Annotated in this window: 22 protein-coding genes; 8 read left to right on the forward strand and 14 right to left on the reverse strand. The window is 63.5% G+C overall.

Annotated elements, in window-relative coordinates:
- Positions 1–16: 16 nt before the first annotated feature.
- The 4 genes from JOD78_RS04360 to JOD78_RS04375 form a co-directional block, all read right to left on the reverse strand.
- Positions 17–595 (reverse strand): histidine phosphatase family protein, encoded by a 579-nt coding sequence (locus tag JOD78_RS04360; RefSeq protein ID WP_121045652.1) that lies wholly within the window; start codon positions 593–595, stop codon positions 17–19.
- Between the two features lie 157 nt (positions 596–752).
- Positions 753–1,535 (reverse strand): enoyl-CoA hydratase, encoded by a 783-nt coding sequence (locus JOD78_RS04365; RefSeq protein WP_121045653.1) that lies wholly within the window; start codon positions 1,533–1,535, stop codon positions 753–755.
- 18 nt (positions 1,536–1,553) lie between these two features.
- A complete protein-coding gene (locus JOD78_RS04370) occupies positions 1,554–2,714 on the reverse strand; it encodes an acyl-CoA dehydrogenase family protein (RefSeq protein ID WP_121045654.1) in 1,161 nt (386 codons plus the stop codon).
- A 147-nt stretch (positions 2,715–2,861) separates the two neighbouring features.
- Positions 2,862–6,452 carry an indolepyruvate ferredoxin oxidoreductase family protein gene (locus JOD78_RS04375; protein ID WP_245202045.1) on the reverse strand — a complete coding sequence of 1,197 codons (3,591 nt, stop codon included), beginning with the start codon at positions 6,450–6,452 and terminating at the stop codon, positions 2,862–2,864.
- 563 nt (positions 6,453–7,015) lie between these two features.
- On the opposite strand from JOD78_RS04375, the gene JOD78_RS04380 reads away from it, so the two are divergent.
- The gene (locus tag JOD78_RS04380; RefSeq protein ID WP_121045702.1) at positions 7,016–7,936 is read left to right on the forward strand and encodes a sensor domain-containing diguanylate cyclase; all 921 of its coding nucleotides are present in this window, start codon (positions 7,016–7,018) and stop codon (positions 7,934–7,936) included.
- Between the two features lie 92 nt (positions 7,937–8,028).
- Positions 8,029–8,919 carry a PhzF family phenazine biosynthesis protein gene (locus tag JOD78_RS04385; protein ID WP_209569657.1) on the forward strand — a complete coding sequence of 297 codons (891 nt, stop codon included), beginning with the start codon at positions 8,029–8,031 and terminating at the stop codon, positions 8,917–8,919.
- A 9-nt stretch (positions 8,920–8,928) separates the two neighbouring features.
- Here JOD78_RS04385 and JOD78_RS04390 read toward each other — a convergent pair whose 3' ends face one another.
- A complete protein-coding gene (locus JOD78_RS04390; RefSeq protein ID WP_034331597.1) occupies positions 8,929–9,852 on the reverse strand; it encodes a LysR family transcriptional regulator in 924 nt (307 codons plus the stop codon).
- Positions 9,853–9,994: 142 nt separating this feature from the next.
- Between JOD78_RS04390 and JOD78_RS04395 the strand changes: the two genes are divergently transcribed.
- Complete coding sequence (locus JOD78_RS04395; RefSeq protein ID WP_204726487.1) at positions 9,995–10,780, forward strand: SDR family oxidoreductase; 786 nt, start codon at positions 9,995–9,997, stop codon at positions 10,778–10,780.
- A gap of 74 nt (positions 10,781–10,854) precedes the next feature.
- Here the strand turns inward: JOD78_RS04395 and JOD78_RS04400 are convergent, their stop codons facing one another.
- Positions 10,855–11,103, reverse strand: coding sequence for a hypothetical protein (locus JOD78_RS04400; protein WP_209569655.1), 249 nt, complete (start codon positions 11,101–11,103; stop codon positions 10,855–10,857).
- A gap of 215 nt (positions 11,104–11,318) precedes the next feature.
- Between JOD78_RS04400 and JOD78_RS04405 the strand changes: the two genes are divergently transcribed.
- The 5 genes from JOD78_RS04405 (at position 11,319) to JOD78_RS04425 (ending at position 17,379) form a co-directional block, all read left to right on the forward strand.
- Positions 11,319–12,098: a transporter substrate-binding domain-containing protein gene (locus JOD78_RS04405; RefSeq protein ID WP_227022718.1), complete on the forward strand. Its 780-nt coding sequence runs from the start codon at positions 11,319–11,321 to the stop codon at positions 12,096–12,098.
- A complete protein-coding gene (locus JOD78_RS04410; protein WP_204726488.1) occupies positions 12,095–15,199 on the forward strand; it encodes an EAL domain-containing protein in 3,105 nt (1,034 codons plus the stop codon). The genes JOD78_RS04405 and JOD78_RS04410 overlap by 4 nt, the downstream gene beginning before the upstream one ends.
- A 12-nt stretch (positions 15,200–15,211) precedes the next feature.
- On the forward strand, positions 15,212–15,919 hold the full coding sequence (locus JOD78_RS04415) for a glutathione S-transferase N-terminal domain-containing protein (protein ID WP_134136493.1): 708 nt from the start codon (positions 15,212–15,214) through the stop codon (positions 15,917–15,919).
- A 206-nt stretch (positions 15,920–16,125) separates the two neighbouring features.
- Entirely contained in the window at positions 16,126–17,160 is a 1,035-nt protein-coding gene (locus JOD78_RS04420; RefSeq protein ID WP_348534259.1) for a PHB depolymerase family esterase, read from the forward strand.
- Between the two features lie 63 nt (positions 17,161–17,223).
- Complete coding sequence (locus tag JOD78_RS04425) at positions 17,224–17,379, forward strand: hypothetical protein (RefSeq protein ID WP_166675069.1); 156 nt, start codon at positions 17,224–17,226, stop codon at positions 17,377–17,379.
- Between the two features lie 82 nt (positions 17,380–17,461).
- On the opposite strand, the gene JOD78_RS04430 is transcribed toward JOD78_RS04425, so the two are convergent.
- The 8 genes from JOD78_RS04430 to JOD78_RS04465 all read right to left on the reverse strand — a co-directional run bounded on the left by JOD78_RS04430 (position 17,462) and on the right by JOD78_RS04465 (position 26,016).
- Positions 17,462–17,815: a hypothetical protein gene (locus tag JOD78_RS04430; RefSeq protein WP_348534249.1), complete on the reverse strand. Its 354-nt coding sequence runs from the start codon at positions 17,813–17,815 to the stop codon at positions 17,462–17,464.
- 171 nt (positions 17,816–17,986) lie between these two features.
- A complete protein-coding gene (gene alaC / locus JOD78_RS04435) occupies positions 17,987–19,252 on the reverse strand; it encodes an alanine transaminase (protein ID WP_209569651.1) in 1,266 nt (421 codons plus the stop codon).
- 137 nt (positions 19,253–19,389) lie between these two features.
- Positions 19,390–20,661 carry an AMP-binding protein gene (locus JOD78_RS04440; RefSeq protein WP_209569649.1) on the reverse strand — a complete coding sequence of 424 codons (1,272 nt, stop codon included), beginning with the start codon at positions 20,659–20,661 and terminating at the stop codon, positions 19,390–19,392.
- 12 nt (positions 20,662–20,673) lie between these two features.
- Entirely contained in the window at positions 20,674–21,531 is an 858-nt protein-coding gene (locus tag JOD78_RS04445) for an ABC transporter ATP-binding protein (protein WP_187697641.1), read from the reverse strand.
- 67 nt (positions 21,532–21,598) lie between these two features.
- A complete protein-coding gene (locus tag JOD78_RS04450; protein WP_204726489.1) occupies positions 21,599–22,930 on the reverse strand; it encodes an ABC transporter substrate-binding protein in 1,332 nt (443 codons plus the stop codon).
- Between the two features lie 89 nt (positions 22,931–23,019).
- A complete protein-coding gene (locus JOD78_RS04455) occupies positions 23,020–24,096 on the reverse strand; it encodes a branched-chain amino acid ABC transporter permease (protein WP_039787190.1) in 1,077 nt (358 codons plus the stop codon).
- A 66-nt stretch (positions 24,097–24,162) separates the two neighbouring features.
- On the reverse strand, positions 24,163–25,077 hold the full coding sequence (locus JOD78_RS04460; protein ID WP_013234543.1) for a branched-chain amino acid ABC transporter permease: 915 nt from the start codon (positions 25,075–25,077) through the stop codon (positions 24,163–24,165).
- A gap of 57 nt (positions 25,078–25,134) precedes the next feature.
- The gene (locus tag JOD78_RS04465; RefSeq protein WP_034334319.1) at positions 25,135–26,016 is read right to left on the reverse strand and encodes an ABC transporter ATP-binding protein; all 882 of its coding nucleotides are present in this window, start codon (positions 26,014–26,016) and stop codon (positions 25,135–25,137) included.
- Positions 26,017–26,061 lie beyond the last annotated feature (45 nt).

Genomic DNA, 26,061 nt, shown 5'->3' on the forward strand with positions numbered 1-26,061 from the left:
GGCGAAGACCGGCGGATCAGTCGGGCCGCGCGTAGACCTTGTGCGATACGGGCTTGCCGCTGGCATCGACCCGCACCAGCACCATTTCTCCCGAGGCCACACTTTCTCCGGTCCAGCGGCCGATGTTCACGTCATGCGTGACCAGGATCAGCGCCCGGCTGCCCTTGCCCGGCAAAGCCGTGCGCAGGTACTGCTCCAGTCGCTGGTTGGCGGTCTCGCCCTGGGCCGCGTCGTTGAAGAAGGAGGCCAGGCCATCCTGCACCTCGGGCGTACCGAAACCCAGCAAAGTGGCGGTCTCTTTGGTACGGCACCACGGGCTGCTGGCGACGATGGCGCGGCTGATGCCTTGCTGGCGCAGCCAGTTGCCGATCTTGCGCGCCTGTTCGCGGCCTTCATCGTTGAGATTGCGTTGCGTGGCACAGTCATTGAGCGTGAATCCTGCAGGATCGCCAATGCCCGGCGCACGCGCGTGGCGCATGATCAGGACATGATCGGGCTGGGACAATTTGTCCGACAGTTCGGAAGCCCCCGCCGCAACGGGCAGGCAGGACAACGTCAGCAGGGAGAACAGAAACGCGGCGATACGTGATGACATGGAAAGCCTCGACGGGACCGGATGGATCAAATGGATCACGTGGATCAAGGCTGCCAGTCTAGCCCAAGGCCATCGCACCACGCCCGCTTCAACGCCGCATTTGCCGCGTCAAAAACAGTTCATGGTGCAGAAAACGTCAGGCCCTGTGCCGAAACGTTCAGGCGTTTTTCCAGCTCGGCGCGCGCTTTTCGAGGAAGGCGTTGACGCCCTCCTTCTGGTCCTGGGTATCGAAGAGATCGACGAAGAGTTCGCGTTCGGTCTGCAGAATGGTGCCCAGCGGATTGTGGCGCGCCCCCTGGATCAGCTGCTTGCTGGCCGCAACAGACGAAGGGCTCTGCTTTTCGGCCTGCAAGGCCAGCGCCAGCGCACGTTCGCGCGCTTGGCCCTTGGGGACCACTTCCTCCACCAGGCCGATACGCAGCGCGGTCTCGGCATTGACGCGTTCGCCGCACAGGATCATGCGCTTGGCCCAGCCTTCGCCGACCAGCCACGGCAGGTTCTGCGTGCCGCCCGCGCAGGGCAGCAAGCCCACGGCGGCTTCCGGCAATGCCATCTGGGCCTGTTCTTCGGCGATGCGGATGTCGCAGGCCAAGGCGCACTCCAGGCCACCGCCCATGGCGTAGCCATTGATGGCCGCAATCGAAACGCCCCGGAAGCCCGACAAGGTCTCGAAGGCTTCCCCGAAGCGGCGCGCCATCTCGCGCGCCATGGCCTTGTCGCCATCGGCGAAGAGCTTGAGGTCGGCCCCGGCGGAAAAGAATTTCTCGCCCTCGCCGGTCACCAGCAGGGTGTAGATCTCACGGTCGGCGTTGAGGTCCTTGACCAGGCGCGTGAGGTCGGCCAGGGCTTCACGGGTCCAAGTGTTGGCGGGGGGATTAGACAGGGTCAGCACGGCGGTGTGGCCGCATTTTTCCAGCTTCAGGTTGGTGTAGGTGCTCATGCGTTTCCTTGTGAGGGGTCAGCGGATGTCGTCCAGCGTGTCGCGGCCGAGCAGGTTGCGCGAGATGATGACGCGCATGATTTCATTGGTGCCTTCCAGAATCTGGTGCACCCGCACGTCGCGGAAATAGCGTTCCAGCGGATATTCGCGGATGTAGCCATAGCCGCCATGCAATTGCAGCGCCTCATTGCAGACGCGGAAACCCAGATCGGTCGCCAGCCGCTTGGCCATGGCGCAATAGGTGGTGGCTTCGGGCGAGCCGGCATCCAGCTTGGCCGCCGCCAGCCGCACCATCTGGCGCGCGGCCACCAGTTCGGTCTGCATGTCGGCCAGCTTGAATTGCAGCGCCTGGAAGTCGGCAATCGGACGGCCGAACTGCTTGCGTTCCTTCATGTAGGCGTGGGCCGCATCCAGCGCTGCCTGTGCCGCACCGACCGAGCAAGTGGCGATGTTGATGCGCCCGCCATCGAGCCCCTTCATGGCGAAGACGAAGCCCTCGCCCTCCTCGCCCAGCAGGTTGCCCACCGGCACCTTGACGTTGTCGAAGCTGATGGTGCGCGTGGGCTGGCTGTTCCAGCCCATCTTGCTTTCCTTCTTGCCGTAGCTGATGCCGGGGGTATCGCCCGGCACCGCGATGGCCGAGACGCCGCGCGCGCCGGGGCCGCCGGTGCGGGCCATCACCACCAGCAGGTCGGTGCTGCCCGCGCCCGAGATGAAGGCCTTGGAACCATTGATGAGGTAAAAGTCATCGACCCGGCGCGCCGTGGTCTTGAGCGATGCAGCATCCGATCCCGAGCCCGGCTCGGTGAGGCAGTAGGAGCCGATCTTCTGGCCGGCGGCCAGTTGCTCGCACCATTCTTCCTTCAGTTCGGCATGGCCCCAGGTGGCCACCATCCAGCTGACCATGTTGTGGATGGTGAGATAGGCCGCCGTCGAGGTACAGGCGCGCGCCAGCTCCTCGAAGACCACCGTGGCATCCAGGCGCGAGAGGCCCAGGCCGCCCACCTCTTCCGGGGTGTAGAGGCCGCAGAAGCCCAGTTCGCCGGCCTTGGCGATCACGTCCAGCGGGAAATGCGCCTCCTCGTCCCACTTGGCGGCGAAGGGGGCCATGGCGCGCGCAGCGAAATCGCGCGCGCTTTGCTGGAAGGCCAGTTGGTCTTCGTTGAGTTCAAAATCCATGCTTGTCTCCTGTTCGTTGTTCTTGCCAGGCAATGCGGGTTGGGCGCTTGGCTTCCCGCTTTGCGCCCAAGCTTAATGGAATTCGCGCCGGACAGTTGTCACCGGCGCGACATTGGCCGATCTCGATGCCGAAGCGGTCAGGACCGGTCAGGCTGCGGCCGGCGTTGCACTCGGGGCGGCAGGCTTCTTGCCTGCCTGCGCAAACGCCGCCAGCAATTCCGCCTGCCGCCCCTGCATGGCCTGTACCGCCTGCTCCTTGACATGACCGAAGCCGCGCACCTGTTCCGGCAACTGCGCCAGGGCGATGGCCTCGGCCAGATTGTCCGCCGTCAACGCGGGCAGCAACTGCAGCACCATCTGGCGATATTGCACGATGAGCGCACGCTCCATGCGCCGTTCTGCGGTACGCCCGAAGAGATCGAAGACACCGCCACGCAGCCCCTTGCAGCGCGCCAGCAGCTTGAAGGCCGTCATCATCCAGCTGCCATAGCGCGCCTTCACCAATCGCCCCTGTCCATCCTTGCGCGCAAAGATCGGCGGTGCCAGGTTGAAGCTGAGGGTGAAATCGCCCTCGAACTGCTGCGCCAGGTCCTTCTGGAACTGGCCGTTGGTGTAGAGCCGCGCCACCTCGTATTCATCCTTGTAAGCCATCAGGCGCGAGAGGCTGCGGGCGACGGCCAGGGTCAGCTTGTCGCTGCCCAGCGGCGCTTCGGCGGCACGCACGGCCGCAACCACTTCGGCGAATTGGGCGGCGTAGGAGGCATCCTGATACTCGGTCAGCAAGGCCACCCGGCGCTTGACCATTTGATCCAGTGACTGCGGCAGATGCACCACCACCGGCTGGGCCGGCACCGCGATCTGCTCCACGCGGCGCAGATCGACTGCGGCACGGCGGCCCCAGCGGAAAGCGGTCTGGTTGGCTTCGACCGCCACGCCATTGAGTTCAATCGCACGCAGCAGCGCGCCTTCGCTCAAGGGCAGTTCACCGCGCTGCCAGGCATAGCCCAGCATGAAGAGATTGGTGGCGATGGCGTCGCCCATCAGGGCCGTGGCCAGGCGTGTGGCATCGATGAAGTCGGCCTGCTGGTCGACCGATTCCAGGATCAGCGCCTTGACCTCCTCGAACGGAAATTGCCAGTCAGGATTTTTGGCGAACTGGCCCGGCGGCTGCTGGTGCAGGTTGACCACCGCCCGCGTGCGGCCGGGGCGCATCTTGGAAATGGCATCGAAAGCGCCCGCCGTGAGCATGTCGCAACCCAGCACCAGGTCAGCTTCCCCGGTGGCGATGCGCTGCGCGCGGATGGTGTCGCGCCGTGCAGCGATGCGCACGTGCGAGGTCACGGAACCGTTCTTCTGCGACATGCCGGTCATGTCCAGCACCGACGCGCCCTTGCCTTCCAGATGCGCGGCCATGCCCATGAGTGCGCCGATGGTGATGACCCCGGTACCGCCGATGCCGTTGATGAGGATGTTGAACGGCGTCTCGCAAGACGGGATGGCCGGTTCGGGCAGCGCGCCGAAATCGTCAGTCGCGCCTTTCTTGTGGACGCCGGTGCGCGACTTCTTCAACTGCCCGCCGGTCACGGTGACGAAGCTGGGGCAGAAGCCCTTCACGCAGGAGTAATCCTTGTTGCAGGAAGACTGGTCGATGACGCGCTTGCGGCCCAGCTCCGTCTCCAGCGGCAGGATCGAAGTGCAGTTGGACTGCACGCCGCAATCGCCGCAACCCTCGCACACGGCCGCATTGATGAAGAGCCGTTCGTTGGGGTCAGGGAATTCTCCCTTCTTGCGGCGGCGGCGCTTTTCGGCGGCGCAGGTCTGGTCGTAGATGATGACGCTCACCCCCGGAATCTCGCGCAGCTCGCGCTGCACGGCATCCATCTCCTTGCGGTCATGCAGGCTCACCGCCGCCGGCAAACCGTTGCGGCCGGTGTAACGGCTGATGTCCTCCGACACCAGCGCGATGCGCTGCACGCCTTCAGCGGCCATCTGCTGCGCGATCATCGGCACCGAGACTGTCCCGTCCACCGGCTGTCCTCCGGTCATGGCCACGGCATCGTTGTACAGGATCTTGTAGGTCATGTTGACCCGCGCGGCCACGGCGGCGCGAATGGCGAGATAACCCGAATGGAAATAGGTGCCATCGCCCAGGTTGGCAAATACGTGCGGCACTTTGGAGAAGGGCGCTTGCCCGATCCAGGGCGCACCCTCGCCGCCCATGTGGGTGGTCAGCTTGTTGAATTCCGGATAGATGGCGGTGGCCATGACGTGACAGCCGATCCCTGCCAGCGCGAAGCTGCCCTCGGGGACGCGCGTGGAGGTGTTGTGCGGACAGCCCGAGCAATAGTAAGCCGGGCGCGGCGGCGTGTTGACGGCCTTGGTCAGCACCGCATCCTTGGCATCGAGGAAGGCCAGGCGCGCCTTGATCAGGTCACTGGTATGGAAGCGCGCAATGCGTGCGGCGATCACGCGGGCGATCTGCGCCACCGAGAAATCGGCCTTGGAAGTCAGCAGCCATTCGCCGCGCGGAGCCACCCATTCGCCCTTCTCGTCGAACTTGCCGATCACGCGCGGACGGACATCGTCGCGCCAGTTGTAAAGTTGCTCCTTCAACTGGTACTCCACCATCTGGCGCTTTTCTTCCACCACCAGGATTTCATCGAGGCCCTGCGCGAATTCGCGCACGCCATCCGGCTCCAGCGGCCAGGGCATGGAGACCTTGAACAGCCGCAATCCGATCTCGGCTGCGAAGGCTTCATCAATGCCCAGTTCCGATAAAGCTTCCAGTACGTCGAGATAGGACTTGCCCGAGGCGATGATGCCCAGCCGCGCACGGGGGCTGTCGATCATCACGCGGTTGAGCCGGTTGGCGCGGGCGTAGGCCAGCGCGGCGTAGATCTTGTAATCCTGCATCAGCGCTTCCTGCTTGCGCGCCTGCACGCCCAGGGTATCGGTCGACAGCCGTGCATTGAGTCCGCCCGCAGGCATGACGAAATCGGTCGGCAGACGGATGTCGACGCGGAAAGGATCGGCATCCACCGAAGCGCTCGATTCCACCGTGTCGGCCAGCGCCTTGAAGCCCACTACGCAACCGGAATAACGCGACATGGCCCAGCCATGCAGGCCCAGGTCCAGGTATTCCTGCACGTTGCAGGGATAGAGCATCGGGATCATCGATGCCGAGAAGATGTGGTCGGACTGGTGCGGCAGGGTCGACGAATAGGCCCCATGATCGTCCCCGGCCACCAGCAGCACGCCGCCCTGGGCGGAGGTGCCGGCGTGGTTCATGTGCTTGAGCACATCGCCGCAGCGGTCCACGCCGGGGCCCTTGCCATACCACATGGCATAGACGCCGTCATAGTCGGACGGGCCGATCAGCCTGACCTGCTGCGTGCCCCAGACGGCGGTGGCGGCCATGTCTTCGTTCACGCCCGGCTGGAACTTCACGCGGTGCGCAGCCAGGTGCGGCTGGGCATGCCAGAGGGCTTCATCCAGTCCGCCCAGGGGCGAGCCGCGATAGCCCGAAATGAAACCGGCCGTATTCAGGCCCGCCGCACGGTCGCGGATCTGCTGCAGCATCGGCAGACGCACCAACGCCTGGATGCCGGAGAGGTAGATGGCACCTTCGGTGGCGGTGTATTTGTCGTCCAGACTGACAGGTGCCAATCCGGAAGTGTCAGGAACTGTACCGGTACGGTTTGCAGCACGGTCAGTCAAGTGTGCGGTGACGGTATGCAAGCCGTCTGTCGCGGGGGTGCCGGGTGTCTGGTCGAGGACCGGCGAGTGAGCGCTCACTGGGGTCACAGCCTGTGCGCAGTCGCGAACGCCTTCTACGGTTGGCGTCGCCGCTGCGGCAGGCTCAGCTGCCGAACGGAATTGCATTGCTTGTCTCCAAAATTTTTGTTTCAGATAGCGTCTGCCATTACTGCACCGGGTACGGCACATCACTGCCAGACACATCGACCGTGGTAGCGGTCCACACAACAATCTCCGTCTCGAAAACTGCTGTGACTGAAGTCTATCTGCAGGAGCGGGGAAGGCGGAAATACCGAATGAGGATAGGGGTATAAGGAAAAACGATAGCCCTGCACACATGGCGCGCGTCGACTTCCGGCGATTGCCCTGCAGAAACTTGAGTGGACAGCTGCACGCTTGAGCGCATTTTTTCATCGTCCTGACAGCAAGACGCGTTATGCTTGCCGGCAAATTTTTTGTGCTGCCTTGTGGCAGCATTTCCCGACAACAACTCCGTTACCACCACCTCGCGACCAGGAATCATGAGCAACTCGATCCAAGAACAGATGGAACCCGACAGCGCCGTCTACAAAACCCTGCTGGAATCAACCAAGGCGATTCCCTGGAAGATCGACTGGAGCACCATGCAATTCACCTACATCGGCCCGCAGATCGAACAGCTGCTGGGCTGGACCCCGGAGAGCTGGAAGACGGCCGACGACTGGGCCATGCGCATCCATGCGGAAGACCGCGAGGCCGTGGTCAACTTCTGCATCTCGCAATCCAAGGCCGGTGCCGATCACGAAGCCGACTACCGCGCCCTGACCCGCGATGGCGAGCACATCTGGATCCGTGACGTGGTGCACGTGGTGCGCAATCCCGATGGCAGCCCCAATGCGCTGATCGGCTTCATGTTCGACATCACCGAACGCAAGAAGACCGAAGCGCGCCTGGTCGAGCTGCAAAAGGAACTGGAGGCGCTGTCCTATCGCGACGGCCTGACCAACGTGGCCAATCGCCGCATGTTCGATTCGGCGCTGGAAGTGGAATGGGCCAATGCGGTCAACACGCGTGCGCCGCTGTCGATGATCATGCTCGACATCGATTACTTCAAGCAGTACAACGACCATTACGGCCACATCCGGGGGGACGAGTGCCTCAGGCAAGTAGCCCAGCTGCTGAGCCAGAGCGCGACCCGCAGCCGCGATTTCTTTGCCCGCTATGGCGGCGAGGAATTCGTGCTGATCCTGCCGGATTGCGACGAGAAGGCCGCCCTGCAAGTGGCCCAGCGCTGCCGCGCGATCATCAACGAGGCCGCCATCCCGCACGCCAAGTCGCAGATCTCGACCCACGTCACCATCAGCCAGGGCGTGACCACCATCGTGCCTTCGCCGATGGACCAGCGCATCGCCTTCCTGGAACAGGCCGACCGCCGCCTGTATCGCGCCAAACAGTTGGGCCGTGACTGTATTGGCGTGGGAGACTGAACTGTACCTGTCTCGCAGTGAAGGCCGTGGCTACAATCGGCCTTCCTGCTTCTGCCGATGCGGAAGTTTTATGAACCTGCTGCGAGACCTCCATGCCTGCCACCTACGCTTACCGCCTGCTCAACGTCTTCGCCGAATCCACCTTCGGCGGCAATCCCCTGTGCGTGTTCGAGGATGCACGCGGCCTGGATGAGGCCACCATGCTGGCGCTGGCCCTGCAATTCAATCTCTCGGAAACCACCTTCATCCTGCCCTCGGCGGTGGCCGATGCGCGGGTGCGCATCTTCACCACCGGCTACGAGATGCCCTTCGCGGGCCATCCCACGCTGGGCACGGCGCAGGTGGTGCGTGATCTGCTGGGAACGGGTGACGCGCTGCGCCTGGAGTTCAAGGCCGGCGTGGTCCCGGTGCATGCCCAAGGGGATGTCTGGACCTTCACTGCCCCCTGCCCCGGCGGCCCGCGCACCGCGCCATCGCCGCTTTCGCGTGCCGAAGTGGCCGCCCTGCTGGCGCTGGAGGAAAGCGACCTGGCAGCCGATCCGGTCTGGGTCGATACCGGGGCCGACCAGTTCCTGATCCCCCTGCGTTCGCCCGCAGCGGTGCGCCGTGCCCGGCCCGACAGCGGGCTGCTGGAGCGCTGGCCGGTGAGCAGTCTGGGACGCAAGACGGCCTATGTGTTCGCCTTCGATGAAGACGCACCAGGCCAGGTGCTGGCCCGCTATTTCTTCACCAAGCAAGGCGGCGGAGTGGCCGAAGATCCGGGCACCGGCTCGGCCTGCGCCAATCTGGGCGGCTGGCTCATTGCCACCGGTGCCACCCTGCCCGCCCACTACGCCATCGACCAGGGCGCGGCGGTCGATCGACCCTCGCGGCTGCGCATGACCGTCAATGCGGATGGGGCAATCCAGGTCGGCGGACGCGTCATCGAGATCGGACGCGGCACGGTCACCATCGATCCGGCCGGACAGACCATGCTGGCCTGAACGGGCCGCTCAGCGTGTGAGGCCGCCCTCCTGCGTGAGCGGAAAGATCAGCGCATGCAGCCAGTCCATGAACTCCGCCAGCCGTGCCGGTACATGGCGCCGACTGGCATAGAGCAGGTTGATGGGCATGGGCGCCGGACGATATTGCGGCAACACTTCCACCAGCTTGCCGCCGTCGAGCATCTTGCGTTTCTGCGCGCCCACCAGCGGCAGCTGGATCAGGCCCAGGCCGGCCTGGCAAGCGGCGTAATAGGTCTCCGTACTGTTGACCGTGACGCTGCCGGCCATGGGCAGCGTACGGGTCTGGGTGCCGTCGAACCACTCCCATCCCGGTGAACGTCCGCCCAGCACCTGGCGGTAGTGCACCAGCTGGTGATGGGCCAGATCCTCCAGGGTGCGCGGTGTGCCGTGCCGTTTCAGGTAGGCCGCGCTGGCGCAGTTGATCTGCACCAGATGGCCGATGGGCCGCGCCACCAGCGAGGAATCGTCCAGCGTGCCGGTACGCAGCACGCAATCAAATCCTTCAGCCACCAGATCGACACGACGGTCGCTGGCTGACAGCTCGATCTCCAGTTGCGGATGCTGCGCCAAAAAAGTCGGCAAGGCCGGCAGCACCACTTCACGCGCCATGGCACTGGACATGTCGACCCGCAGCTTGCCGCTCAAGGGCTGCCCGCCCGCGCGGAACATGCCGCGCAGGGATTCGAATTCATCCAGCAACTCCTGGCTGCGCCGGTAGAAGGCTTCGCCATCGGCGGTCAGCTGCACGCGCCGCGTGGTGCGCTGGAGCAGGCGCGTGCCCAGCATCTGTTCCAGCTGCTGCACCGCCAGCGAGACGCTGGCATTGGGCAGGCCGAGCTGGCGCGCCGCACCGCTGAAACTGGCCAGTTCGGCCACGCGCTGGAAGATCTTGAGGGTGTCCAACTGGTTCATGTGCCCGCCTGATTATTATTCAATTCTGAAAAGTCTAATAGTAAAACCGAAATTTATTCTGAAATTTCTTCTCAATATACTGGGCTCCGTGGTCTTGCAACATCCCCTGCATTGCTTTCCTCAACGACTTCAGGAGCCTCACATGAACGCAGCAACCGCTTCCAGCAACACTATTCCCCGCATCGCCCTGATCACCGGCGGCAGTCGCGGCCTGGGCAAGAACGCCGCCCTGCACCTGGCCCGCGAAGGCGTGGGTATTCTCCTGACGTATGTCGGCAACCGTACTGCTGCCGATGCCGCGGTGTCAGAAATCGAAGCCCTGGGTGTACCGGCGGTGGCCCTGCAACTGGACTTGGCCGACAGCGCAAGTGTGCCGGCCTTCGCACAACAAGTGTCCGATGCACTGTACCGGGTGTGGCAGGTCCGCCAATTCAACTATCTGGTCAACAACGGCGGCATGGGCATCTATGGCCCGATCGCCGAGACCAGCGAAGCGGACTTCGATGCGCTCTACAAGGTGCATCTCAAGGGACCGTTCTTCCTGACCCAGGCGCTGCTGCCGCTGCTGGCCGATGGTGGCCGCATCATCAACATTTCCAGCGGGCTGGCCCGCTTCACCCTGCCGGGCTATGCGGCCTATGCCGCCATGAAGGGGGGCGTGGAAGTGATGACGCGCTACATGGCCAAGGAATTCGGCGCGCGTGGCATCGCCGTCAACACCGTGGCACCGGGCGCCATCGAGACCGATTTCGGCGGTGGCCGCGTACGTGACAATGCCGAACTGAACGCTTTCATCGCCGGCCAGACCGCGCTGGGCCGGGCCGGCGTGCCGGATGACATCGGCGCGGCAATCGCTTCGCTGCTGCGTGAGAACAATGGCTGGATCAACGCCCAGCGCGTAGAGGTCTCGGGCGGCATGTTCATCTGAACGGAACAATGCTTCAAGCGATGTCCCTGTCATCCCGACATCAGACATCGTGATCTCCCGATCTCCCGAAATCCTCACAGACAGACCGGTGTTTCCATGGTGGAAACTCCGGTTTTTTTGTGCATGACACCCCGCTTTCCTGTCAGCTCATCCGTGCCTTTCTGCACTCCCGTGCACATCGCGCGCGGCCGCATCCAGCCTGCCGCAGCGGCGGCGGATGCATTCTGTTGCGCAATGGAATCTGCTCGGGTAACATCGCTCGGCATTTGGTGCAGTGCCGTTTCTGCTGGCGTCTCCAGCATGTCAGCAGAGCTGGTGATCACACCACCGTCTCCACGGACGGCAGAGTCAAAACTACAGGACAGGACACCGCTCTCATGCGGTGATTTCAGGGAAGGACGACACGGCAGTGCGTCGGGCGCGAGATCGCGAAGTTCGCGCCACGCTCGTATTGCTTCGTCCATAGGGTGGCGTCTACATAGGGGGCAGTATTTTCAGTCGACTCTTTCGCAATCGCGCAGTGCGTGCCTGTGCGAATGTGGCCACACTTTTCACTGCCCTGCTGGCTTGTTCCCCTTCCCACGCTGCCGGTCCCGATTGCTCGCGTCCCTATACGCTGGCGCTGCACGATCACGGCCTGCTCTACTCGGCCGCTACCGATACCGGCATCGACAAGGATTTCGCCGACGAGCTGATCCGCCGCAGCGGCTGCAAGGTCAATGTCAGTCTGATGTCGCGTGCGCGCATCTGGCAGCTGATCGAATCGGGGGCACTCGATTTCAGCCTGTCCGGCATTACCAATCCGGAACGCGACAAGTTCGCCGCCTTCGCCTGGTACTTCAGCAACAAGTACTACCTGCTGGTGCGCAAGGATGCCGGCATCACTCAGTTGGCCGACGTCGCGCGCAATGATCGTTTCCAGATCGGCGTCATCCGCGGCTTCCGCTACAGCAGCAATGCCAATCGTATGGTGGACCAGCTCACGGCTGCCAATCGCGTCACCCTGGCCGGTGGCCTGGAACCGCTTTATGAAGCGCTGCTGCAGAACCGCATCCAGGGCATGATCATGGAGCCCTTCGATTACCCGGTCGTGGAAGAGAAACGCATTCGCGAGGCCACCACCATCATCAGCTTCGAGGATCCTTCCGTACCGCACGGTCTGATCATGTCACGCAAGGCGCTTGCGCCGGCCGAGCTGGACAAGTGGCGCGCCCTGGTCAACGGCATGCTGGCAGACGGCACGGTGCTGCGCATCTTCCGCAAGTACTTCAATCCTGAACTGGCGGCAGCCATGGTCGAATTCCAGAGCAAGCCGTGAACTGGATACGCCAGATCCTGCTCCCCGTCATCATCCTGGCTACAGGATTGGGCGTCACCTGGACCGCATGGGACCACGAGCGCGAAGCCGCCGCCAAGGAAGTCCACACGCAGTTCGCCTCGGTGCTGCGCGAGACGGTCAGCCGCATCGAGCAGCGCATGGCGTCCTACGAACAGATGCTGCATGGGGTGCAGGGCCTGGTTTCTGCCACCGGCAACATCGACCGCAACCAGTTCCGCGATTACGTTGACGCGCTCAATCTGGACGCCAATTTCTCCGGCATCCAGGCCATCGCCATCGAGGAATGGGTACCGGCTGCGCAGCTCGACGCCCATCTGCTTCGCATGGCGCGCCAGGGGGTGGCCGATTACAAGATCCGTCCGAGCGGCAGCCGTACTGCCTATGCCCCGACCATCCTGCGCGAGCCCTATGTAGGCCGCAACCGCATCGCCTTCGGCAATGACCAGTGGGCCGATCCGGTGCGGCGCGCCGCCATGGAAAAGGCGCGCGACTCCGGCATGGCGACCATCTCCGGCAAGATTGAACTGAGCAATGAAGGGCCGGCAGCACCGGCCTTCATGATGTACCTGCCGCTGTACGAGCGCGGCAAACCGCAGTCCACCATTGCCGAGCGCCGCGCCAGCCTGATCGGCTGGGTACATGCCGTTTTTCGGATGAGCGACGTGATCGCCAGCCTGTATGGCGAAAACAGCCGCACCATTGCCTTCACTCTCTATGACGGCGTGACCCAGGAAACGCAAGCCCTGCTCTACCAATCGCCGCTGGCCAGCGGCCCGCTGCATCGCCCGCGCCTGCAGGCCGATGAATACCTGGTGGTGGCCAACCACAACTGGACGCTCTCCATGAGCACCACCGATGCCTTCACCGCCCAGTTCGGGCGCAATGCCGAGCAGCTCATCGCCGTCACCGGCATCGCCATGAGCGTTACGCTGGCGCTGCTGGCCTGGCTCATGATGTCCAGCCGCAAGCGCGCGGTACGCCTGGCGCAGAAGATGACCGTCGAGCTGCGCGCCAGCGAAGAGCAGTTCCGCGCCATCGCCGATTGCACCGTCAACTGGGAAGTCTGGTGGGGCCTGGATGGCCGTCCGCGCTGGATCAATCACGCGGTGCGCGACTACACCGGCTATACCGTGGAGGAATGCCTCTCCATGCCGGACTTCATCGGCAGCATCGTCCATCCGGATGACGAGCGCCGCATCCGCGCCGAACTGGCGCGCTGCATGGATGGCCAGAAGCGCGAAGACGTGGAATTCCGCTGCGTACGCAAGGATGGCACGGTATTCTGGCTCTCGCTGTCATCGGCCCCGATTGCCGATGCCCAGGGCAGCTTCACGGGCTTCCGTACCAGCGCGCGCGACATCACCGACCGCAAGCAGATTGAAGCCGAACTGCGCATCTCGGCGGTGGCCTTCGATTCGCGCGAAGGCATGCTCATCACCGACGCCAACAGCAAGATCCTGCGCGTGAACAAGGCCTTCACGGAGATCACCGGCTATACCGCCGAAGAAATCGTCGGCAAGCACCCCAACCTGCTGCGCTCGGACCGCCACGGCCCGGCCTTCTTCCAGGAGATGCGCGAGAGTGTCCGGCGCTTCGGCAAGTGGCAGGGCGAAATCTGGGACCGCCGCAAGAACGGCGAGGTCTACCCCGAATGGCTGACCATCTCCGCCGTCAAGAACAAGGACAACCAGGTCACCCACTACGTCAGCACGCATCACGACATCAGTGACCGCAAGCTGGCCGAGGAGCGCATCCGCGAACTGGCCTTCTTCGATGCTCTCACCCGCCTGCCCAACCGCACCCTGCTGCTGGACCGCCTCAAGCAGGCCATCGCGCTGTCGCTGCGCACGCGCACCTGCGGCGCCTTGCTGTTCATCGACCTGGATCACTTCAAGACCCTCAACGACACGGTCGGCCACGAAAAGGGCGACACCCTGTTGAAACAAGTGGCGCAGCGCCTGCTGGCCAACGTCCGTGAAAACGATACGGTGGCGCGCGTGGGTGGTGACGAATTCGTGGTGGTGCTGGAGGGGCTCAACGACACCCAGCAGGAAGCCGCGACCCAGACCCGCACCATCGGCGAGAAAATCCTGGCGGCACTGGGCCAAACCTACCAGCTCGACGAGGTGGAATACCGCACCACCGCCAGCATCGGCGCCACCGTCTTCCTGGGCCGTGCGGCCTCGGTGGATGAGCTCATGAAGCAGGCCGACCTGGCCATGTACAAGGCCAAGGAAACCGGCCGCAATGCGCTGCGCTTCTTCGACCCCGCCATGCAGACCGCCGTGCTGGAACGCGCCACGCTGGAAGCCGGCCTGCGCAAGGCCATCGAGGGCAACCAGCTGCTGCTGCATTACCAGCCGCAGGTGGTCGAAGGCGGCCGCGTCACGGGTGCCGAAGTGCTGGTGCGCTGGCAGCATCCGCAGCGCGGCATGGTGCCACCGGGCGACTTCATTCCGCTGGCCGAAGAAACCGGGCTGATCCTGTCACTGGGCAACTGGGTGCTGGAGACCGCCTGCACGCAACTGGCCACCTGGGCCAAGCGGCCGCGCATGGCCGAGCTCAGCATCGCCGTGAACGTCAGCGCGCCGCAATTGCGCGAGCATGATTTCGTGCAGACCGTACTGGACATCATCGACCGTACCGGTGCCAATCCGCGCCGCCTGAAACTGGAGCTGACCGAGAGCCTGCTGGTGGACAACGTCGAAGACATCATCCAGAAGATGTTTGCCTTGAAGGCTTACGGCGTGGAGTTTTCGCTGGATGACTTCGGTACCGGTTACTCGTCCCTGTCCTACCTCAAGCGGCTGCCGCTGAATCAGCTTAAAATCGACCAGTCTTTCGTGCGCGATGTCCTGATCGATCCCAACGACGCCTCGATAGCCAAGACCATCGTCAACCTGGCCCAGAGCCTGGGACTGGGGGTGATCGCCGAGGGCGTGGAAACCGATGCCCAGCGCTCCTTCCTGGCCGATGCCGGCTGCCATGCCTACCAGGGCTACTACTTCTGCCGGCCGGTGACGGTCGAGGCCTTCGAAAAATTCGCTCAGGACCGCGATCTCCACATATCCGTTGCCTAGGAGTCCGATCTCATGAGTCACGCTTTGTCCGCCTTCGCCATCAATCAAAAATGGCCGGCGCAACATCCCGACCGCATCCAGCTGTATTCGCTGCCCACGCCCAATGGCGTGAAGGTCTCGATCATGCTGGAAGAAACCGGCCTGCCCTACGAAGCTCACCTGGTCAGCTTCGAGACCAATGACCAGCTGTCGCCGGAATTCCTGTCGCTCAATCCGAACAACAAGATCCCCGCCATCATCGACCCCAACGGTCCCAATGATGCGCCGCTGCCGCTGTTCGAATCGGGCGCCATCCTGCTCTATCTGGCCGAGAAGACCGGCCAGTTCCTGCCGGCCGATCCCGCTGCGCGCTATCAGGTGATCCAGTGGGTGATGTTCCAGATGGGCGGCGTCGGTCCGATGTTCGGCCAGCTCGGCTTCTTCCACCGCTTTGCCGGCAAGGAATACGAAGATAAACGTCCGCGCGACCGCTATGTCAACGAATCCAAACGCCTGCTGGGCGTGATGGACAAGCGCCTGAGCCAGAGCCAGTGGCTGGCTGGCGATGCATATTCCATCGCCGATATCGCTACCTTCCCGTGGATCCGCAATCTGATCGGCTTCTACGAAGCGGCCGAGCTGGTCGGCTTCCAGGACTTCCCCCATGTGGCCCGTGCGCTGGAAGCCTTCGTGGCCCGTCCGGCCGTGGTGCGCGGTCTCAACATCCCGGCGCGCGGCTGACCGGCCCTGCGTTGATCGCCAGGTCCGGAGCGCAGGGTGTAAATCGCTTTGCGCCACCGTGGCCTGCACGTTAACATGGCGTCCATTCCCGCGACCGCATCCTGCCTGCCATGACGAACCGCTTTCCGTCTCGCCCTTCTGATCGCGCCGGCCGCTTGCGCCGCCACTTGCTGGCAGCGCTGTGCGCACTGTGCGCACAGCCGCTGCTGGCCAGCCTGCCGGCACAGGCGATCGATCTATCCTTGAAGACGATCCGCGTCGGCAATCTGTCACGCGCCTATTTTTCCGAACGCAGTGCCGCCGGTGAACCGCAGCCGCTGATCGTCGCACTGCACGCCAGCGGTTCCAGCGGCTCGCTGATGGCGCGCGCTACCGGACTGACCGAGATTGCCGAGGCGGCGGGCTACATGATCGTTTACCCTAACGGCACCGGGCTGGCCATCGACGCCCGTACCTGGAATTCCGGCGGATGCTGCGGTTACGCGCAGATGCACAAGGTGGATGATGTGGCCTTCCTGCGCGCCCTGATCGACAAGCTGGTCAAGGATGGGCTGGCCGATCCGCAGCGCATCTACCTGGTGGGCGTGTCCAATGGCGGCATGATGGCCTATCGCATGGCCGCCGAAGCGCCTGAACTGTTCAAGGCAGTGGCGGTGGTCAGCGCGGTGCTGGATGTGCCGCCCGAGGCCGTCAAAGCCCCCATGCCGCTGCTGCACATCCATGGCAGCGATGATCCCTTCATTCCCTTCCTGGGCGGCATCGGCAAGCAGGAAGTCTCGCAGTTGCCGCGCATCTCGGTGGCGCGCAGCATCGAAGCCTTCGTCAAGGCCGATGGGGCCAACCCGCGCCCGACCGTCGCCGATATTCCCGATACCGCCAACGATGGCACCACCATCCGCCAGTACACCTATGCCAGCAAGAGCGACCCGCAGGCCGTGGTGCTTTACGAGGTCAAGGGGGGCGGCCACGCCTGGCCGGGTGGCGTAGTGCCCATCGTCAATGGCGGCAAGTCTTCGCAGAACCTCGATACCTCGCGCACCGTCATCAACTTCTTCAATGCCCACGGCGGTGGCCGCCAGAACGAGCAGGTCGATGAAAACCTGCCACCGGGCGCAACGCCGCTGCCCGCCGCCGCGCCTGCGACCACGGTCACGCCGACGGGCGCTGCTCCGGCCAAGCCGCCCGTACCGGCTGCCCCGGCACCGACACGGCCCGGCATGAAGGGGCTGTCGCCCGGCTGATGCGCCATCACAGGTCAAATCGCACTATCATAGGCCCCAGCGTTCAACCCTCCCGCCAAGACAATGAAAAGACTCCTGACCAGCATCCTGATCGCCATCGTCCTGTATTTCCTGCTGCCGTGGATCGGCAAGCTGATTCCGCACTACCGCCTGGCGGTCATCTGCATTACGGCGGGCATCGTTTCCTTTGCGGTCTCGGCGCTGATGGAAAAGATCTGATCCCGTCCGCCTCAGCGCAACCCGCCTACGACAACGGCCGCAACGTCTTCACGTTGCGGCCGTTTCGTTTCATCACTTCAATTCAAATCAAAACCGGCGAGCTTAAGCACTCACCCTTGCGCGCATGGCCCGGCGGGCAGTCGCGCCCGCGTCCCGGACCACGGTGGTCGTCATCGCCATCATCATGACGCGGACCCCTTCCCGGCGGCGGACCACCGCGCCAGCCACCGCGATCCAGTTCCCAGCCGCGCGGTCCCTGGCGCCAGACCGGCTGCGCATAGACATAGCCGGGACGCTCGCGCACCCAGTGGCCTTCGCGCCAGATGTGGCGGTAGCCATCCCAATCCCAGAAGCCGGGCGCCCAGACATAGCCATGGCGCGGGGGTGGCAGCGGTTCAGCGCGCGGCGGCGGCGGTGCGCCGATGTTGATGTTCACGGAGACTTGCGCTTGGGCAACCGGAAGCACCGCTGCCGACGCGCCCAGCGCGATGAGGCTGGCGAATATTATTTTTTTCATCATATAAAACAGTCAGGGGGTGAAGAGTGTTGTGTGACACACGCCAGGCCGATGCAGTTCCGGCCTTTACACCGGCCCGGCGCGCGGCCTTCAGCCGCCCTTGGCGTTCTTGAACATGGTCTTGATGCCACGGATGGCCTGGCGGATGCGCGATTCATTCTCGATCAGGGCAAAGCGCACGTACTCGTCGCCATATTCACCAAAACCGATGCCGGGCGAGACGCAGACCTTGGCCTGTTCCAGCAGGATGCGCGAGAATTCGAGCGAACCGAACTGGCGATACGGTTCCGGGATGCGCGCCCAGATGTACATCGAGGCCTTGGGCACATCGACCATCCAGCCCGCCTCATGCAGGCCCTTGAGCAGCACGTTGCGGCGTTTTTCGTAATTGGCGCGGATCTCCTCCACGCAGGACTGGTCGCCTTCCAGCGCCGCAATGGCTGCCACCTGCACCGGGGTGAAGCTGCCATAGTCGTGATAGCTCTTGATGCGCGCCAGCGCCGCCACCAGGCGCGCATTGCCGACCATGAAGCCGATGCGCCAGCCGGCCATGTTGTAGCTCTTGGAGAGCGTGAAGAATTCCACCGCGACCTCCCGCGCACCCGGCACCTGCATGATGGACGGCGCTTTCCAGCCATCGAAGGTGATGTCGGCATAGGCCAGGTCATGCACCACCAGGATCTGGTGTTCGCGCGCCAGCTTGACCACCCGCTCGAAGAATTCCAGCTCCACGCATTGGGCGGTCGGATTGGAGGGAAAGCCCAGGATCATCATCTTGGGCTTGGGATAGCTCTCCCGCACCGCGCGTTCGAGTTCATCGAAGAAATCCACGCCCGGGCTCATGCGCACCGAGCGAATGTTGGCACCGGCAATCACCGCACCATAGATGTGGATGGGGTAGCTGGGATTGGGCACCAGCACGGTATCGCCCTTGTCGAGGGTGGCCAGCATCAGGTGCGCCAGGCCTTCCTTGGAACCGATGGTGACGATGGCTTCGCTGTCGGGATCGAAGTCGACTTCGTAGCGGCTGCGATACCAGTGCGCAATCGCCCGGCGCAGACGCGGGATGCCCTTGGAGGAGGAATAACCGTGGGTATCGGGCCGCTGCGCCACTTCCACCAGTTTCTCGACGATATGGGGCGGCGTGGGACCATCCGGGTTGCCCATGGACATGTCGATGATGTCCTCGCCCCGGCGGCGCGCGGCCATCTTGAGTTCGGCGGTGATGTTGAAGACGTAGGGCGGCAGGCGTTCGATGCGCGGGAAGCTGACCGGGAAGGCGTCCGGGGAAGTGGCAGGAGAAGAGGATACGGCAGGCGTGCGCGAGGGATCGCGCGAATCGGCGGATTGCGTCATGGGTGTCTTTCACGTAAGCGCCCGGAACCGTCCGAGCGACGTTGGAACTAATGTTCCGCCACCGATTTTATGCGCGAAGCTTCACCTGCACAAGCACAAATCGCCCGGCATGTTCGATCCCCTGCAAGCTCGTTCACCTATTCGTATTTGCGGGCGTCCTCAATGACCTTGCCATCGTTGGGCAAACTCCCCGGCGCCACCAGCAACACCTCCCCCCGCAGCTTGGTCACCTCGCGCAGGCTACCGGCCAGCGCATTGACATCAATGGCCGGATCTTCCGGGTCCCCCACTTCGCAATGCAGGGTCATGATGTCATTGGCCATCTCGCCCGACACCACCAGCCGCGCCCGCAAGACATCGCCATGGCGGCGCAATACGTCAGCCACCTGCGAGGGATGAACGAACATGCCGCGCACCTTGGTGGTCTGGTCGGCGCGCCCCATCCAGCCCTTGATGCGGGTATTGGTGCGGCCGCAGGGAGAAATGCCCTGCACCACCGCCGACAGATCCCCGGTCCCGAAGCGGATGAGCGGATAGTCGGGATTGAAGGACGTCACCACCACCTCGCCGACCTCGCCTTCGGCCACCGGATCGCCGGTGCCGGGCCGCACGATTTCCAGGATCAGGGATTCATCCAGCACCATGCCGGGATGCACCGCGCCCTCGCTCATGGTCTCGTAGGCGATGTTGCCGATGTCGGCCGAGGCATACAGCTGCAGCACCTGCGGCACGCCGTGTTCATGGAACCAGCTGCGCAGCGAAGGCGGCAGCGCTTCGGCGCTGACCAGGGCGCGCTGCACGCTGCTGATATCGGCGCCCATCTCGCGCGCCTTCTCGATGATGATCTTCAGGAACGAGGGGGTGCCGACATAGGCATCCGGCTTCAGCGCTACCATCGCATTGACCTGCAACTCGGTTTGTCCGATGCCGGCCGGGATCACCGCACAGCCCAGCCGCGCCGCCGCGCCCTCGACCATGAAGGCCGCCGGCGTGAAGTGATAGGCGAAGCAGTTCTGCAGGATGTGCCCGCCCTGCAATCCCAGCGCCTTCATGGGACTGGCAAAACGCCACCAGTCCGCACCCTGCCCCTCGGGATCGAAGATCGGGCCGGGCGACACGAAGAGCCGCCGCAACTGCCGCGCCGGGGTCGTGTTCAGACCGCCGAAGGGGGCCTCGCGGGTCTGCAGTTCCTTGAGGTCGGACTTGCGCGTCACCGGCAGTTGCGCCAGCGCCGCGCGCGAGGTGATCGCCGCCGCGTCCACGCCAGCGAGGATGCGCGCCCAGCCCGGCGCACTTTGCGCGCGCGCCACCAGTTGCGGCAAGGCGCGCATGAGCGCTTGCTCGCGCTGCTGCGGATCGCGCCGCTCCAGCGCATCCAGTTCGGCCAGTACCTGTGTCGGATCGGACATGATGCCCTCCCCTTACGCCAGCCAGCGCTTGCGGCGGCGATAGAACTTCATGTCGCGGAAATTCTTGCGGCCGCCACCGGAGACGCCCAGATAGAACTCCTTCACGTCTTCGTTATCGGCCAATTCGCTGGCCGCACCTTCCATCACCACGCGGCCGTTTTCGAGGATGTAGCCGAAGTCGGCATAGCGCAGCGCCACCATGGTGTTCTGCTCGGCCAGCAGGAAGGAGACTTTCTCCTTGCTGTTCAAATCCTTGACGATCTCGAAGATCTCTTCGACGATCTGCGGCGCCAGCCCCATCGAGGGTTCATCCAGCAAGATCATGGACGGCTTGGCCATCATGGCGCGGCCAATGGCCGTCATCTGCTGCTCGCCGCCCGAGGTATAGCCGGACTGCGATTTGCGGCGCACCTTCAGGCGCGGGAAATAATCGTAAATCTTTTCCAGTTCGTGCTTCACTTCGGCGTTGCTGATGCCGCGCGTGTAGGCACCGGTCAGCAGGTTCTCTTCCACCGTCAGGTGACCGAAGCAATGCCGTCCTTCCATCACCTGGATCACCCCGCGCTTGACCAGGTCATTGGGCGTCATGCGGTCCACGCGCTCGCCACGGAATTCGATGCTGCCCTTGGTCACGTCGCCACGTTCAGCGTGCAGCAGGTTGGAGATGGCCTTCAAGGTGGTGCTCTTGCCGGCGCCATTGGCCCCGAGCAGCGCCACGATCTTGCCTTCCGGCACGTCCAGCGAGACGCCCTTCAGGACCAGGATCACGTGGTCATAGATCACTTCGATGTTGTTGATGGCCAGCGCCTTGGCCACCGCTGCCGTAGCGGCGGAAGGCGCGGCACTGGTCTGGATCGGTGTGGCATTCATGGTCGTTCGCATTCCCAAAAAAGCACCGGCGGCCGTGGGAGACGTGCAGAGCCGCCGGCGCAAGCGCCTACTTCATGCAGGCAGGAGTGATGCCTTTTTCTTTTGCGTATTTCGCGGCCGAGGCCTTGAAGAGCGGGTGGATCAGGTTCTTGTTGCCCTCGATCCAGTCCGACACCAGCACCCACTTCGTGCCATCCCATTGCTGGATCTTGACCTTGCCCGAGCCCTCATGGTTGTCGCACGAGGTCTTGATTTCAGGCAGCAGGCCGGTCGCCCCCAAGGCCTTCAGACGGGCATCGGTGATGTTGAGGTTTTCAAAGCCCCAGCGCACCTGCTCGCCGCTCATGACCTTGCCCTTGCCGTATTTGTCCTGCGCCGTGCGCACCGCTTCCACGGTGGCAATGGCCGCCGAGACGCCACGGTTGTAGAGGATGGAGCCGAGCTTGTTCTTGTCCTGCATGTTGCCCTTGCCCGCGCCATAGACCACCTTGTCGATGTCGGCAATCACGGGGACATCCTTGCCGGCCACGTTCCAGGTGGCCGACAGGTAGCCCTTGGCGGCGTCACCGGCGGGGATGGTGTCTTCTTCCGAACCGGCCCACCAGGAACCGACGATCTTGTCACGCGGATAGCCGACCTTCTGCGCGGCCTTCAGTGCGGTCTGGTTCATCACGCCCCAGCCCCAGAAGATCACGTAGTCCGGGTTCTCCTGGCGGATGCGCAGCCACTGTGCGCCCTGCTCGTTGCCGGGGTGGGCCACCGGGATTTCCACCAGCTTGAACTTGCCGATGGAGGACTCCGCCTGCAGCGCCACGATGGGTTCCTTGCCATAGGCCGAGTCGTGATACAGGAACACGATCTTCTTGCCCGCCAGCGAACCATTGTTCTTGCCGGCCAGGTATTTCACGATGGCCGAGACCTGCATCTGGTAGGTGGTCACCAGCGGGAAGGCATACGGGAACACCGAGCCATCCACCGCATCGGTACGGCCGTAGCCGATCATCACCAGGGGTACCTTGTCCTCGGCGGTCTTGTCGATGAGCGCATAGGAGATGCCGGTGGCCATGGGGTTGATGGCGGTGCCGCGCGTGACCTGGTTCTTGTTCTTCATGCGCTCGTAGCACTCCACGCCCTTGGCGTTGTTGTACTCGGTCTCGCACTCTTCCCAGGACAGCTTGACGCCGTTGACGCCGCCTTCCTTCAGGTTGATGTAGTTGAGGTAATCGACATAGCCGCCGTAATACGACTGGCCATTGGTGCCATACGGCCCGACCCGATAGCTGGGGATGGCGATGAACTGGTCGCTGGCCTGCGCCAGGACCGGCGCCGCCGGAGCCAGCAGGCTGGCGGCGCAGGCGGTGGCCAGCAGCCACTGCCGCAGATGCTTCATGGTTTTCATGGTCTCGTCTCCTTGTTGTTGTCGTTGCCGACTTTGATCGGAGACCGGTGTTCCGGTCTCCGCCTACCTCAATCCGGTCCTTGCGGCGCTCAGTGCGGGAACGGCCACAAGCGCAGTTTTTCCTTGGCGATCTGCCACAGCCGCGCCAGCCCGTGCGGCTCGGCGATCAGGAAGAAGATGATCAGGGCACCGAAGACCATCATCTGGATATGCGAGACCGTCGCGTTGGTGAACGGCAGGTGCAACAGCGACGCCAGCGGCGGCAATGCGTTGTCCAGGAAGATCGGCAGCAGCAGGATGAAGGCCGAGCCCAGGAAGGAACCGAGGATGCTGCCCACGCCGCCGATGATGATCATGAAGAGGATGCGGAAAGACAGGTCCAGCGAGAAACCGTCCGGCTCCACCGAGCCCAGGTAGCAGAAGGCATACAGGGCACCGGCCACGCCGCAGTAGAAGGAACTCACGGCAAAGGCGGTCAGCTTGGTGCGCATGAGCGGGATGCCGATCACTTCGGCCGCCACGTCCATGTCGCGCACGGCCATCCAGGCGCGTCCCGTGGAGGAGCGCACCAGGTTCTTGGCCACCAGCGCCAGCACACTCACCACGGCCAGCACGAAGAGGTATTTGCGCACCGGAGTATCGATGGCGATGCCGAAGAAATCGATCTTGGGCGTGCTGATCACGCCGGATGAAGAATTGTTGGAGAACCAGGGAAACTTGGTCAGCGCCCACACCACGAAGAATTGCGCCGCCAGCGTGGCCACGGCCAGGTAGAAGCCCTTGATGCGCAGCGAGGGCAGCCCGAAGAGCACGCCCACCATGGCCGCACAGGCCCCCGAGAGCAGCAGCGTGGCGACGATGGGAATGCCCTCCACCCGCAGCTGGAAGTTGTAGGCCGCATAGGCGCCCACGGCCATGAAGGCCGCCGACCCCAGCGAGAGCTGGCCGGCGTAACCGGTCAGCACGTTCAGGCCCAGTGCGGCCAGCGCAAACACCAGGAACGGCACCAGGATGGCCGAGAACCAGTATTCACTGCCCAGCAGCGGCACGCCCACGAAGGCGAACACCATGAAGAGCGTGAAGATGATGCGATCCTGGCGGATCGGGAAGATCTGACTGTCGGCGATGTAGCTTGTCTTGAATTGTCCTGCTTCACGGTACAGCATCATGTTCTCCTTGTTCCTGCATGGCACCTGTGGCGACATATCGCCAACATTGGAATGAGCAGATTGTCATACGCGGTCGATATGGCGCTCGCCAAACAGTCCCTCCGGTCGCACCAGCAGGAACAGCAGCGCGAACACGTAAGGGAACCAGCCTTCGATGCCACCGAAGTTGCCGCCGAAGGCATCCTGCATGACCGGCGGGATATAGATCTCGGCCAGTTTCTCGGAAGCACCGATGATGAGCCCGCCCACGATCGCCCCGGGAATCGAGGTGAAGCCGCCGAGGATCAGCACCGGCAGTGCCTTCAGGGCCGTCATGGTCAGCGCGAACTGCACGCCATTGCGCGAGCCCCACAGCAAGCCTGCAATCAGCGCCACGAAACCGGCCACGCCCCACACCACGGCCCAGATGTGCTGCAGCGGGATGCCCAGCGACAGCGCCGCCTGGTGATCGTCGGCCACCGCACGCAGGGCGCGGCCGACCTTGGTCTTCTGGAAGAACAGCGCCAGTGCCGCCACCAGCGCCACCACCATGCCGGAGGCGAAGAGGTCGAACTTGGAAATGCCGATGCCGATGCTGTCCATCACCGACTGGATCGGTTCATCGACGATGCCCAGGTCGATGGGCCGCACTTCGCTGCCGAACAGCAAGGGCCCCAGCCCTTCGAGGAAGAAGGTCAGGCCGATGGTGGCCATGAAGAGCGTGATGGGCGGCTGGTTGACCAGCTTGCGCAAGACGAAGCGCTCGGTGGCCAGACCCACCAGGATCATCACCACGAAGGCGCCGATGATGGCCGCCCACATCGGCATGCCCTTCTCCATCAGGCCCACCACCGCCAGCGCGGCGAAATACACCATCGCGCCCTGGGCGAAATTGAAGACGCCGGAGGCCTTGTAGATCAGTACGAAACCCAGCGCCACCAGGGAATACATCAGCCCCGAGAGCAAACCGCTCAGGGTGACTTCGAGGAAGAATTGCATGTCGTCTCCTTGCCTGCCATGTCCATATTGTTTTTATTGTTTATATTGTTTTCACATTCAGTGGGAAGTCCCGAGATAGGCCTTGATGACTTCCGGATTGCTCATCACCTCATCGGGCGTGCCGTCGCCGATCTTCTTGCCGTAGTCCAGCACCACGACGCGGTCGGAGATATCCATGACCACACCCATGTCGTGTTCGATCAGCACGATGGTGGTGCCGAACTGGTCGTTGACGTCGAGGATGAAGCGGCACATGTCCTGTTTTTCTTCCACGTTCATGCCGGCCATGGGTTCGTCCAGCAGCAGCATGTGCGGCTCGGCCGCCAGGGCGCGCGCCAGTTCCACGCGCTTTTGCAGGCCGTACGGCAGGCGTCCCACCGGGGTTTTGCGGATGTGCTGAATTTCAAGGAAATCGATCACTTCTTCGACTTTCCGCCGATGCTCGATTTCTTCGTTGCGGGCCGCGCCCCACCACAGCGCATTGGAAAACAGGCCCGAGCGCATCTTGGTGTTGCGGCCGGTCATGATGTTGTCCAGCACGGTCATGCCCTTGAAGAGCGCGATGTTCTGGAAGGTCCGGGCGATGCCCTGGCGCGCGATGCTGCTCGGATGCATGCCCAGGCGCGGCTGGCCGCGATAGAGGATGCTGCCCTTCTGCGGATGGTAGACGCCGTTGATGACGTTGATCATCGAGCTCTTGCCGGCGCCGTTGGGTCCGATGATGGCGCGGATCTCATGCTCGCGCACATCGAAGGAGATATCGGTGAGCGCCTTCACCCCGCCGAAGGACAGCGAAATGTTCTGCAGGTCGAGGATGACCTCGCCGATGCGGCGGCCATTGGCGGCCACCGCCGGGGCTTCGTCATCGGGGCTGGTCACGGGCGGCAGTCCCGCGGGCAGGATTTCGGAAGACAGGTGTCGTTTCATGGTCGGATTCATTCAGCAGTGGTCTGGTCGGGCTACGCTGCAAGCCGGAGGCATCGA

It is taken from the genome of Herbaspirillum sp. 1130 (assembly GCF_017833835.1).
GTDB lineage: Bacteria > Pseudomonadota > Gammaproteobacteria > Burkholderiales > Burkholderiaceae_D > Herbaspirillum > Herbaspirillum huttiense.